This is a genomic window from Pseudomonas sp. App30 (assembly GCF_047947025.1).
Classification (GTDB): Bacteria; Pseudomonadota; Gammaproteobacteria; order Pseudomonadales; family Pseudomonadaceae; genus Aquipseudomonas.
Genome location: NZ_CP133166.1, coordinates 188,480 through 200,570 on the forward strand (window position 1 = coordinate 188,480; position 12,091 = coordinate 200,570).

Here is a 12,091-nt window from a genome sequence, read left to right on the forward strand (position 1 = left end):
TACTTGAAACTTTGTTTAATGGAATTGAACAATGGGGCGTGCGGTGATGCACAATCAACTCAATCGTGTCCAGACCTTCCTGGCGGTGGTGGACTTTGGTTCTTATACCAAGGCGGCGAACTATCTATGCATCAGCAAGGCCATGGCCAGTCTGCACGTCAAGGCTCTGGAAGAGGCGCTGGCGGTTACCTTGCTGATCCGCAATACACGAACTATCTCGCTCACGGAAACCGGGCAGGAGTTTTATGATGAGTTCAAGGAAATTGTCAGGGATATTGACAATGCTTTCGAAAATGTCATGCACCGGCGAAATCGCGTGTCCGGAAAGTTGCGCATCAGTACAACCAGTGAATACGGTGAACGTTTTATTCTGCCGTTGATTCCGTCCTTCGCGGCGCAGTATCCCGAGATAACGCTTTGCTATAATGTCAACTCTTCCTTGAATGATCTGGTGGCGGAAAAACTAGATGTTGTTGTACGTCTAGGGAACTTGGCGGACTCGGCATTCAAGAGCCGGCAATTGGCCGAGTATGAAATAATATTGGTGGCCAGCAGCTCGTTTTTGGCCCGCCATGCTATTCACCGTCCTGCAGACCTGGAGGGCGTGCCTTGGGTTGCCAACAGTAATTTGCAGGGACCGACCCAGTGGGCATTGCGGCATCTGTCGGGTACGGCAGAAGAGGTCACTGGCCCCATCGCCTTCCAGTCCAATTCATCCACCGCGATCCGCTCGATGACTTTGTCATCGTTAGGTGTGGCTGTTCTGCCAGCCTGGGTGATTGAGGGGGATATCGCCGCAGGTACCTTGGAACGGGTGCTGCCCGAGTACTCATTGCCACGGCAGCCCATCAGCGTGGTGTTTCCCAATACCGGACATTTACCGCATAAGTCCCGAGTGTTCATAGATTTCCTTTGTGCTCATCTTGGCAGTTGAGAGAACCGCAGTCTCGTCAGGAGCGGAGACGCAGAGCGGGGGCACTGACGGCGCCCTCTAACCGGCGGCCTCGACAGGTATCGTCGGTTACGGTCCGAGCAAGATTGATCGAGCAGATGCTTGAACGACGTGCTGCAGTAAATCTGAACCGCCCCGGGGCCACTTATGCGGTTATATGTTGTGAGCTCACTGGCCTACTTTAATTCTGAGCCTGTCCCCCCTATAAACGGACCCTAGTCAACTGATTTCAACTGATCGTCGAAAATGCCTGCAAGAATTAAAGGTATTTTTTGAACGTCGACCCAGTGATCGCGACCATCCAGCCCAACCCCCAGGCGCAGGGCACCAATACACACGTTGGATTGATAGACCAGGGAAAGGACAGGTAGATGACCCAAGGCGTGAACAGCATGGGGATGAGTAGTCGTTTGGCACGATGATAGACAAAGCTGCTTTCACGGCCGGCACCAAATTTTCGCAGGTCGCGCCGCATCAACCCATCGACCGCTCCAGTCACTCCCGCCAGGAGGAACAGGGGCATCGACAATCCCAGCACGGCGACGCGGACTATGAACGTGAGGAGGGTGAAAAGGGCCGCTACCAGGTAGTCTTGCAACCCAACGTACATTAGAGCCACTGCTCCTGGAATGCTGTCCTCCTGGCTTAGCTTCGTCATATGCATCTGGAGTTCGCCCCACCCGATGCTGACGAACAACCACTCATTGATCGCTCCGAGGACTCGGCCAACGGCCTCGGCAGGTTGCGCAACGATCAAGGACTGTTTGAAGTTCGCACTCAGCCACCCCAGCTCGCTCTGCCACATGGCCTGACTGTGATGCCAGCTCTGATCGGGCCAAAACCACACCATGCCGGCAAACTCCAGCACGATGGAAAACAGCATCGAGCCAAACAACACGCCCAGCAGCCTCAGGCACAGTTCGACGGTGGCGAGGATCAGACCAGGCTTTCGCGGTGCAAGTGTTTGATTGACCGGCGTGGTCGGCATGGGTACCTCGGCGCACGTGGCATTTCATCCGGTGGCTCAGGATTGGCGCTTGCGCGGTGGCAGTGGCGATTCCGGATCAAAATCAACCGTGGGCGCACCGCCAGCGCTGGTCCACCAGCTGCCCGCGTTGGCGTTGTACGACTCACGCATGTGGTTGGCTAGCTCCCGCAGGTCCTTGGGCATGGCTTCATCGTCGGACGGTTGCGGCAGCGGCATGCGTACCTTCCACAACTGTCCACCTTCCTGAAAAGAAAACATCTGCCCCTTCGGCAGGCTGACGATATGCGCGGGCTCAATCAGCGGCACGGCGGTACTGCTGACGCGGTCCTGGGAGGAGGAGCTGAAGTCGGTATGGGCGTCCGGATCGGCGGTGTCGGTGGCGCCGGACACCAGCGTGCGCGTCTGCACGTTGACCTTGGGCAGTTGGTTGGTCAACAGCTCGGCCGTCGCGGTTTCCCGCACCCGTAGCATCTGCAGGGTGTTGAAGTTACCGATCACCTGGCCGGCCTTGGCACGGTTGCCGATGCGCGCCTCGATATCGCTGAGCGTCTGGGTGTAGGCGGTGACCTGAATGCCCGCGCCGCCGCCCTTGTTGATCAGTGGGATGAACTCGTCGCCCATCAACTCGTTGAACTCGTCCGCATGCAGGTTGATCGGCAGCTTCTCGGCCGAGCTATAGACGCCAGGCAGGCCATGATCCACGCCATGCTTGTAGATGTGCCCGGCCACTGATACCAGGTCAGCGAACATCGAATTGCCCACGGCGGCGGCTACCTCGGCATCCGTGAGCGCGTCGAGACCGACGTAGACGATTCCGCGTTTGCGGATCACCTGCAGCCAGTCGAAGATAGGCCGCGGGTCGTCCAGGTCGGTGTAGTTGGGGGTCAGCAATTGCGCCGTCTTGCCGCTGGTAAGCTTCTCCAGCAGTGGCAGGAGCGAGGCGACGATTTTGTCGAAGTAGGTGCGGTCGTAGCGCACCGCTGAACGCAGGCCATCCATCACCGGATCGAAGATGCGCTTGGTGGCCAGGTACTGCTCGATGGCGACCACGCGTTTTTCTCGGCCGACCATGTGCCGGGGAATGTTCTTCTCGTTGAGCCGGCCTTCGATTTGCACGATGGCCTCCCAGGCCTGGGGATCGTGGCGGGCGAAAAACTGCTGCGCATACTCGATGAACAGGGCGTCGATGTTGACCACGTGCCGCTGGATCTGCAGATAGTCCGGGCGCCGGCCCAGCTCGATCAGCGCGCGGGCAATGATGTTGACGAAGCGCCAGGCGAATTCGCGGAATGCGGCCGAATTGCCTTCGCCGCTCAACTGCCCGGCGATACGGGTGGCGACCTCGGAGATACGCCCGAAGCGGCCGATGGCGTTGTAGCGCGCGGAAATCTCTGGCCAGCCCAGGTGGAACACGTAGAACTCTTTCTCGCGTCCAGCCCGCCGCGCCTCGACGTACATACGCTTGAGCAGGTCGGCATCGCCCTTGGGATCGAAGACCACCACCACTTCCGGTTTCTGCCGATGGATGTCCTGGGTGATGTACACCTCCGCCAGTCGGGTCTTGCCCACTCGCGTGGTGCCCAGCACCAGGGTATGGCCGACGCGCTCACCCAGCGGCAGGCTGGCCTCGTGCTCATTGGGCTCGACGCCGTGCAGCAGTGGGGAGCCGCCTACCGGGGGCAGTGGCCGGACCGGGTTGAAGGGGCTGTCCCAGGCGGTGAGCTGGGCCAGGCGTGAAAGGGCAAAGGGCGCTTTTTCCAACGCCCGCTCCAGGCGTCGCGCGCACTGGTAGGCGGCAGACTGATTCACATAGCGAGCAAGCGCAGGGTCCTGGGCTTCGACCAGGCGTTGGGTGTGCAAACGTGTCCAGCGGAAGCCGCGGCCCATAAACAGGCGCTTGTTGCTGACCGGGATCTGCCGGCTGGTGAGTGAGTAGCGCGGCAGGCGGCGGACGTTGCGCCGATAGCGCAGCACGACGCGGGCTTCATTCAGGCGCTTGAGGCCAAAGGCGGTGTAGGCCATCGCCATACCGGCGCCAATTTCGGGCGAGAGCGCCACTGCCCAGGGCGAGTGCAGGCACAGCGCCGCAGCGCCCGCACACACGCCCACGGTGTACAGTTCCACCGCCGGTCGCAGCAGGGACTCCATCGCGTGATCGGTCATGGGCTGCCCTCACTGTTCCAAGGCGGTTGGTGTGATCAGTACGGGGTAATGCTCCAGTTGCAGGCGTGCGGCGATGTCGTCACCGCTGACCGGCCAGATCGGCAGCTCCGGCGCCGTTGCCTGGATGCGCTGCAGCGCGTCGCTGTTCGCGACTTCCACGGCCAAGCCGCTGGCGCCCAGCGCCTGCAGGGCTTGCGCATGCTCAGCTAGCCATTGCAGGGAAAGGGGGGCCTGCCCGACCAGAAACAAGGGCGTCATTCCCGGCATATCCAGCACTCTGCGCGTGACCGGACCTGGGCTCAATCGAGCGCTGTGGATAGGCAGGACCCAGCTCAATCGGCGTGGGTCGGGTCGGGGCATCGTTTGCTCGTCGGCCTGGGCTGTCACGCCGTACCACAGCCAGCACAAAGTGATCAGGGCAATGATCCGTACAGGCGTCATGGTTGGTTCTCCAAATTGAGGGCGGCCGATGCGTCGACCCGCTGCCAATGGCGGATGAACAGGGCACGATAGCGGGCGGCCGGCTCGCCTCCGGCTGGCCGGTGATAACGGCCGGCGGCTTGCACCCAGTCGCCAGCCCCCTCGAAGTGTTCCTTGAGCAGGGCGGCAGTGACCGCCAGGTTGGTCCGCGGATCCAGGGCTTCACAGGCGTTGGCATAGCGTTCGGGGTGGTAGCCGAGGTTGGTTTGGCCCAGGCCAACGTCGATGCGCCGAGGGTCCTGGCGGGTGAGTTCGAGCATGAGCGCGGTACACGCCTGCTGACGATTGGCGAAGCGCTGCGGGTTGCCGGCGATATTCAGCGTCCAAGGCCAGGGGATGGTCTGGCCGCGCAGGCGGGTACCACTTTCCTGCAAGGCGATGGCGAACAGCACCGAGGAGGGAATGCCGGCCTGTGCGGCAATCACCTGGTAGGCCGGCGGAGGTATCACCTCTGCGCCTGCGTGAGTGCCAAGGCCCAGCGCCAGGGCGAAGATCAGTCGACGCGCTGCCATTGTCCGTCCACCTGTTGATAGCGTGCCGGCAGGGGGCGGCTGGCACCCAAACCGAACCAGCGGCCGCGGTCATGGTTGAGGGTGATCTGCCCGCTGCTCACCTGCGCGGCAGTGATGCCCGCTTGGCGCGCCCAGTGCCGGATCACGTCATCTTTGCCCTGGCTGCCGACCAGGTACACATCCAGCTGCGCGCCCTGTTTCGCCAGTTGTGAGACCCGGGTTTGGCAAGCGGAACACTGCTCTTCGACGAACAGCGCATAGCGGGTGCTGGTTGACGTATTGTCCGCGCTGCTCATGCCCTGTACGGGCTGCAGACCTGGGAACAGCCGCGCCCACGCGGCGGTGTACGCCTGCTGGTAGGCCAGCTCGCGCTCGGCCCGTTTGGCCTCCAGGCGCACTTGCAACTCGGCGTAGCGCTGCCGCTCCTGATCGGACTCCGCCTCCACGCCCAGGGTGGTCAGCGGGTCCAACTGCGGCGACCAATAGCGCCGGTGGCCGTTTTGCAGGTGTTCGAACTTGGCCCATTCATCGTCAGTCAGTCCCCACGCCTGCGCTGCAGTGGTCCGTTTCTGCTGCAGCGGCGAGACATCACTGTTCCGTGGGGTGGATTCAGAGACTACCTGATCCGCCGCGGCAGCAACGGCAGCGTGCAGGCAGATGGGCAGCAGGAGCACGTTGAGCAGAGCGAAACGGCGCATGGCAGCGTCCTCAGGGCAGGGGCAAGCTGCGGTCGGCATGCCCCGCGACCTGGAAGACGGCCTGGTCGCGCTGGATCTCGCGCAACTGCCAGCCAATCAGGCTATCGCCCGGCTGCAGCAGCTGCACGGCAGACAGCGAACGTGCACCGTTGGGCAGCACTGACAGGAACCGGGCGCTGCCACGCGTCTCGATGCCCTGCACTGAGAACGGCGGTTGGGAAGGGCGCAGTGATTTCACCTTGGGCTTTGGCATCGGGGCGGGCTCAGCGCGGGGCAGGGCCTGGGGGTGTGCAGCGAGCTGCGCCTGCACTTGGGCCAGGCCTCCCTCGGCTTTGTCGAGTCGTTGCTGCCACGCCGTAAATACTTCGCTGCTGGGGGCATTGGCCGTTGATACCGACTGCTCGGCAACTGCAGCGCCGAGCCGATCAAACTGTTGCCGGGTCGCCGCCTGGCTGGCTGTGACTGCCTCCTGCTGGCTAGCCAGGTCGCGCAGCTGTTGCTGCAGAGTCGCCTGGCTATTCCGCAGGAGGTCCAAATCCCGCCGCAGGGCAGGAGTAGGATCAGGCTGGACCTGTGCGGCCATCGCGACCATGGCCGCGAGTTGCTGATGATGGTTGTAGGTCACCGCCGCCAGCAAGGTCGCGGCGATGCACAGGGCGCCGATCAACAGGTCATGGAAGGTCTGTATTTTCATGGGACGAGCCCCAGCGTGCCGACCGGTGCAGCAGGTGATGGCGACCGCAACGCATAGCAGACCGAGCGATTGAGTGGGTCGACGCTGAGTTCCCAGGCCGGCCCACCCAGGATGGTCAGCGCATCGATCAGGGCCATCGGGCCGATCTGATAATGCACCGCCGGCAGCGGCCGGCTGAACAGCAGCGCCTGCGGCGCGACATCCGGGCACAACGAAAAGCCCGAACGCTGCAGCACATGGCGCAATGCCTCGCCAACATCACTGTGCAGCGCCGGCGGGATACTGACCTCGACCATCTGTAGCAGCGGTTGGCGTTGTTCCAGCGTCGGCCGGGCGCTGACCAGCGTATAGCGACTTTGTCGCACCCAGTCAGGTGCCTGGAGTGTTTCTGGCACCCGCGGCTTGGCGGGTGTCGCGGGCTTGTCGGGGGCCGGTGTTGGGCGGGGCGGCGGCGCAGCATGGCTGCAGCCTACCAGCAGGGCGGCAATGACCAGCGTGAGCATGAGTGGGCGATGCATGGCGATGTCTCAGGAAAGGTTGCCGCTACCATGGCGAAAAGGGCGGCTGTCGCCCCACCGATAAAGTGATTCCCGCCCACGGCTATTCGCGCCCAATAAAAAAGGCGCCCGTAGGCGCCTTGCATCAATCATCGGGAAAAATAGGTAGCTCGGGCAGTCGTCGGGCGTCTGGGTCAAACACCAGGAAACGCACGTCGGCTTGCCCGGCCAGCAGCAACAGTTCAGTCAGCACCGGCGGGATTTGGTCGTCATGCAGGCGCGCCAGGACTTCGGTGCGGCTGGCGACACACTCAGAGGCGTTGCTGCTGTCTTGCCAGGGCGTCGAATACAGCTTGCAGCCGATGGCATGGCTGTCGAACAGCTCGAAACACTCGAAGAAGCCGGACGTGATGCCGCGCCAGGTGCGCTCCTCCAGCAGTTTGAACTCCGCAGGGGGGAGGTGCGCCGAGCTGATCTCCCAGCTGCGGCTGTAGTGCCCTGTGGCAAAGGTCAACTGCGTGATCACCGCTTGCGCTGCCTCATCGCTCGGATAGTCCCCCAAATGGGCAGACTGGCCAAAATGATCGCCGATGACCGTGTAGACCACCGCCACCACCGTGCCATCGTCAGTGCATTGTCCAACGGCTTCTCTGACTAGGGTTTGCCCTCGGGTGACCAGCACGAAGTCATCGTTGAATATGCAAGGCTGGCGGTTGATGTCATGGTCCGGCAGATGCACCTGTGAATCGTGCAGGGGCCGGTAGCAGGGCTCACAGTAGTCTTCGTAGATAATCTGGATTAGGCGTTCACAGCGAAAGGATTGGTAGCCGCGAACGAAGGGAATGGATGTAAGAAGATGCATGGCTGCTCTCCAGTGGAAGTTGAGGCCACCCCATGCAGGCGGTGGCGTCGGGATGACGGTTCAGATCCAGCCAAATTCGGCCAGGGACAACGGACGGCCTTCGCCGATGATGATGTGGTCCAGGACGCGGACCTCGACCAAGGCCAGGGCCTCGGTCAGGCGCTGGGTCAGCACGCGGTCGGCGTTGCTGGGTTCCGGGCAGCCGGAAGGGTGGTTGTGGCTGAAGATCACGCTCGCGGCGTTATGCTCCAGGGCCTTGATGACCACCTGCCGCGGGTAGACGCTGGCGCCATCGATACTGCCGAAGAACAGCTCGTCGAAGCCGAGCACGCGGTTGCGCGAGTCCAGGCAGAGCAGGGCGAAGACTTCCTGCCGGTAGGGGGCTAGGCGCAGCTTGAGGTAGGCCGCGGCATCGGCAGGCTGGATCAGCAGTTCGCCGCGCTGGAAATAGCGGCGGTCGAGCAACTGCAGGGCCTGCTCGATTAGCGCATCCTCGTTGACGCGCTGAATCACGGCGGGATCGACGGAGTCGACCAGGTTCAGGGTGGTGTTCATGGGACATTCCTCGTAAGGACGGAGCGCCCCCAGGGGGAGAGCCCCCGTTGGGTAGTTATCAGCAGTTCAAAGCCGGGTGAAGCGATGCCGCGTACCGTGCAAGCGGCTGCAGCAGGCTTCGCAGGGCGCGGTTGAAAAGTCCTCGATGCCGATGCCGGTCTCAGGATCGAAGTCGGCACTCAAGGGCAGCAGGGCTTGCAGGGCGGCGCGCATCCGGGCGACGCGCAGGTCGACCTCAGCCTCACTGTAATACAGCGACAGCGCGCTGAAGTCGTCATAGGCCATCGCCTGCAGGCAGTCCTGGCAGAGCCAGTAGCTCTCCATGGCAACCTCCGACACAGGTGAAAAAAAGGCGCTCGTGCGAGCGCCTGGTGGGTGGGTCAATCGCCTTAGGCAGACTGACGCGCCGGAGTGGAGGTGCGACGGCCGTTGGCAGCCGGGGCTTGACGGCGGCCGGTAACGGCGCGGGAGGTGTCGGCTGGCGCTTCCTGTTCAGCATCGGCCTCATCAGCCTGCTGCTCCGGTTCAACTGGAGCAGGGGCTTCAGCACGGGGTGCGGCCTTGTAGGTCAGTTGGCCATCGACCTTGATCCACTCGATGAAGATCAACCGTCCCTTGAGGCTGGCCCCCGGCAGGCCTTTGCGCTCACCCTTTTCATAGGTGAAGGCATCGACCCACAGATCGCCGATGCGAAAGGCCAGCAGCACCTTGCGATCGGCCTTGACGTCTTCCAGGTGCTCGCGGATCAGACGTTCCGCTTCACCGCCGGCGACCTTGCAGTCGAAGCGGGTGTACTCGACGTCATCCGAGGCACCGTGCAGCGCGGCAATGTCGCAGGCCATGAACGGTTGCCCGCGACGTACCGGGACTTCGCGAATACGGTTCAGGTAGCCAATGCCTTGGGTGTGTAGGTTGAAGTAGCTGGTGGGTGCAGCGTTGTTTGCAGTAGCCATGGTGAATCTCCTGTTTGCAAGAAACGCGGATATCCACCAGCCCTGGCGGGAGGTGAGTTCCGCAAGGGGAGGCAAGGGTGGTGACAGGACCGGTCGAGGAGCGCTCATCACCGAGGGATCGGTGACCGTGCGAGCTGCCGAGCGCTGATCGCACTGGGGGAGAACCACCCGCAATGGGTGTAGCCTTCAAGGTTCTGGCTACCAGGGTGCTGTCATCGACAGCGAGGTGCAGTTCATCTATAGATCGAGGCGAACCCCGCGTCAACAGGGGCTTGAGCTCGTCTTCGGCGGCCGGAAGTCGATGGTCTTCGGTGGAAAGTTGCCAGCGAAAAAATAGCCCGACGGTCATCAGGCTAGGATGAGGAGGACCACCTTTGACCCGGTACCCTGACCGCGAAGTCCATCGCAAAACTGTCGCCGGTCATTCACCTGGTTCAACCGACCCTTGTCGTGGCCTGGATCGGAAACTGCTGGCACGCATCCGCGCACAAAAGGCGCCCAGTCTTTCGCCGGCGGGCACCGGTGCTGAGCATCATCGCCGAGGCGGATGACCCCTGGGGCCTGCTGCAAGCCGCACGGGTCATCCGCCTGGAGGATCTATAACGCCGAGAAGCAATCACGAGGAAGGGGGGTGGCATGGCTCCGAACACGACGGTTCGACCGAGCTGCCCGGAGCGTATCGGTCTTGGTTCGCCTAGTGGCGATGGGGCGCCTTCACTACAACAGCCCCGGCGAGGAGCGTCAAGGTGCCGCGCGCTTCTCAGGAGGAGCGCGGCTTGCTGGTGCGCTTGGGGGTGGCCACCGGCTTGGTGCCCTTGCAGTCCGGATAACGCGAGCACGACCAGAAGGTACCAGTGCGGCCCTTGCGCTGGCGCATGGCGCTGCGGCACACCGGACACGCGGGGCCTTTGGCGGCGGCTGGCACGCGTAGGGTCAGCGAGGTGTGGCTCTGCACCAGTTGTGTGAGCCAGGCGGCCTGCTTGGCCAGGAAGGTCTCGACGTCCAGCTGCCCCGATTCGATGCGGTCCAGCGCCTGCTCCCAGAGAGCGGTCATCACTGGATCGGCGACCTCCGGCGGTACCGCCTCAATCAGTGTGTGCGCGGCCGCGGAGGCCGCGAGGCTGCGTTTCTTCTTCGCCAGGTAGCCGTGATCGATCAGTCCCTGAATGATCGCCGCGCGGGTGGCCTCGGTGCCGATGCCGATGCTGTCCTTGAGCTTCTGCTTCAGGCGCGGGTCGGCGACCTGGTTGGCAATGGTCTTCATCGCCTTGACCAGGGTACCTTCCGTGAAGGGTTTTGGCGGCTGGGTACGGTGGGCGTTGATCACGGCGTCGAGCACGGGCAGCGACGCACCCTCGCGCAGCGTCGGCAGTCGCTGGCTCGGCTCGCCCGGTTCGCTGCCGTCGGCTTCATCGATCACCGCCTTCCAGCCGCGCACCTGGATCTGCTTGCCGCGAGCCTGCAGTTGGTCCTCGTCGCTCTGCAGCAACACCAACGTTTTCAGGTACTCATGGTCGGGCAGGAACTGCGCCAGGTAACGCGCGCGAATCAGCGTGTAGACCGCCCGCTCGCGCTCGGACAGTTGGCCCAGGTCGAGGGTCACGGCCGTGGGGATGATGCCGTGGTGGGCGGTGATCTTGTTGCTGTTCCAGGCGCGTGAGCGTCGGCTCGGGTCGGCCTGCTTCAGCCATTGCCCCAGCGACGGTGCGCTGGCTGCCAAGGCATGCAGCACGCGCGGTACCTCATCGAGCATGCTCTCAGGCAGAAAACCGCAGTCAGTGCGCGGGTAGGTCGTGGCCTTGTGGGTTTCATACAGCGCCTGCGCCGTGTTCAAGGTGTCCTGGGCACCGAGGCCAAGCTTGGCCGAGCAGATCTCCTGCAGTGTCCCCAGGTCGAAGGGTAGCGGCGGTCCTTCGCACACTCGCTCCACGTCGACGCTCGACACCCGCGCCTGGGCGCGTTGCACCAGCCGCCGCGCCGCCCGTTGCGCGCCGGCCTCATCGATGCAGCGCCCGCTGTCGTCACAACTGCCGGCAGGCGGCTGCCAGCGTGCCAAAAACACCATGCCCTCGGCCTGCAGCTGCGCATCGACGGTCCAGAATGGACGGGGCACGAAGCTGGCGATGGCTCGATCGCGTTCCACCACCAGGCGCAAGGTCGGCGTCTGCACGCGGCCCACCGGCAGCAGGCCATCGAAGCCGGCGCGGCGACCGAGCAAAGTGAACAGCCGGCTGAGGTTAATGCCCACCAGCCAATCGGCGCGGGAGCGCGCCAGCGCGCAGTGGTACAGCGACAGCGTTTGCTCGCCCGGGCGCAGGGTGGCCAGCGCCTTGCGGATCGATGCCTCGTCCAGCGCCGAGAGCCACAGGCGCAGGATCGGCCCCTGGTAGCGGCAACGCTCGAGGATCTCGCGGGCGATCATCTCGCCCTCGCGATCGGCGTCGGTGGCCACCACCACCTCGTTGCAGGTACGCAGTAGCTGTTCGATGACCTTCAACTGCGCCGCGACCTTGGGCTTGGCGACCACTTGCCAACGGCTTGGGATGATCGGCAGATCCTCCAGGGTCCAGCGCTTGTACTGCGCACCGTAGGTCTCCGGTGGCGCAGTCTCCAGCAGATGGCCCACGCACCAGGTCACGGTCACCGCATTGCCCTGCAGGCAGCCGTCACCGCGGCGGTTGGCCTGCAGCACGCGGGCGATATCGCGGGCCTGGGACGGTTTCTCGCAGATGTACAG

General features: G+C 63.2%; 13 protein-coding genes. 1 reads left to right on the plus strand and 12 read right to left on the minus strand.

What is annotated here, in order from left to right; all coding sequences use genetic code 11:
* The first annotated feature begins 46 nt into the window (after positions 1–46).
* Entirely contained in the window at positions 47–934 is an 888-nt protein-coding gene (locus RAM80_RS31895) for a LysR family transcriptional regulator (protein WP_416427692.1), read from the plus strand.
* Positions 935–1,211: 277 nt separating this feature from the next.
* Here RAM80_RS31895 and RAM80_RS31900 read toward each other — a convergent pair whose 3' ends face one another.
* From RAM80_RS31900 to RAM80_RS31955, 12 genes are all read right to left on the minus strand, one after another.
* Entirely contained in the window at positions 1,212–1,940 is a 729-nt protein-coding gene (locus tag RAM80_RS31900; RefSeq protein ID WP_416427693.1) for a TIGR03747 family integrating conjugative element membrane protein, read from the minus strand.
* A gap of 36 nt (positions 1,941–1,976) precedes the next feature.
* Positions 1,977–4,103 carry a type IV conjugative transfer system coupling protein TraD gene (gene traD / locus RAM80_RS31905; RefSeq protein ID WP_416427695.1) on the minus strand — a complete coding sequence of 709 codons (2,127 nt, stop codon included), beginning with the start codon at positions 4,101–4,103 and terminating at the stop codon, positions 1,977–1,979.
* A 9-nt stretch (positions 4,104–4,112) separates the two neighbouring features.
* Entirely contained in the window at positions 4,113–4,544 is a 432-nt protein-coding gene (locus tag RAM80_RS31910) for an integrating conjugative element protein (RefSeq protein ID WP_416427697.1), read from the minus strand.
* Complete coding sequence (locus RAM80_RS31915; RefSeq protein ID WP_416427699.1) at positions 4,541–5,095, minus strand: transglycosylase; 555 nt, start codon at positions 5,093–5,095, stop codon at positions 4,541–4,543. The genes RAM80_RS31910 and RAM80_RS31915 overlap by 4 nt, the downstream gene beginning before the upstream one ends.
* Complete coding sequence (locus RAM80_RS31920; protein WP_416427700.1) at positions 5,077–5,793, minus strand: TIGR03759 family integrating conjugative element protein; 717 nt, start codon at positions 5,791–5,793, stop codon at positions 5,077–5,079. Before RAM80_RS31920 ends, RAM80_RS31915 begins: the two co-directional genes overlap by 19 nt.
* 10 nt (positions 5,794–5,803) lie before the next feature.
* The gene (locus RAM80_RS31925) at positions 5,804–6,487 is read right to left on the minus strand and encodes a hypothetical protein (RefSeq protein ID WP_416427701.1); all 684 of its coding nucleotides are present in this window, start codon (positions 6,485–6,487) and stop codon (positions 5,804–5,806) included.
* Positions 6,484–7,005: a PilL N-terminal domain-containing protein gene (locus tag RAM80_RS31930; RefSeq protein ID WP_416427702.1), complete on the minus strand. Its 522-nt coding sequence runs from the start codon at positions 7,003–7,005 to the stop codon at positions 6,484–6,486. Before RAM80_RS31930 ends, RAM80_RS31925 begins: the two co-directional genes overlap by 4 nt.
* A gap of 124 nt (positions 7,006–7,129) precedes the next feature.
* A complete protein-coding gene (locus RAM80_RS31935) occupies positions 7,130–7,846 on the minus strand; it encodes a hypothetical protein (protein ID WP_416427703.1) in 717 nt (238 codons plus the stop codon).
* Positions 7,847–7,906: 60 nt separating this feature from the next.
* Positions 7,907–8,401 carry a JAB domain-containing protein gene (locus RAM80_RS31940; protein ID WP_268141769.1) on the minus strand — a complete coding sequence of 165 codons (495 nt, stop codon included), beginning with the start codon at positions 8,399–8,401 and terminating at the stop codon, positions 7,907–7,909.
* A gap of 66 nt (positions 8,402–8,467) precedes the next feature.
* Positions 8,468–8,725, minus strand: a complete 258-nt coding sequence (locus tag RAM80_RS31945; RefSeq protein ID WP_416427704.1) for a hypothetical protein — start codon at positions 8,723–8,725, stop codon at positions 8,468–8,470.
* Positions 8,726–8,790: 65 nt separating this feature from the next.
* Positions 8,791–9,354 (minus strand): STY4534 family ICE replication protein, encoded by a 564-nt coding sequence (locus tag RAM80_RS31950; RefSeq protein WP_416427705.1) that lies wholly within the window; start codon positions 9,352–9,354, stop codon positions 8,791–8,793.
* Between the two features lie 760 nt (positions 9,355–10,114).
* Complete coding sequence (locus RAM80_RS31955) at positions 10,115–12,091, minus strand: DNA topoisomerase III (RefSeq protein WP_416427706.1); 1,977 nt, start codon at positions 12,089–12,091, stop codon at positions 10,115–10,117.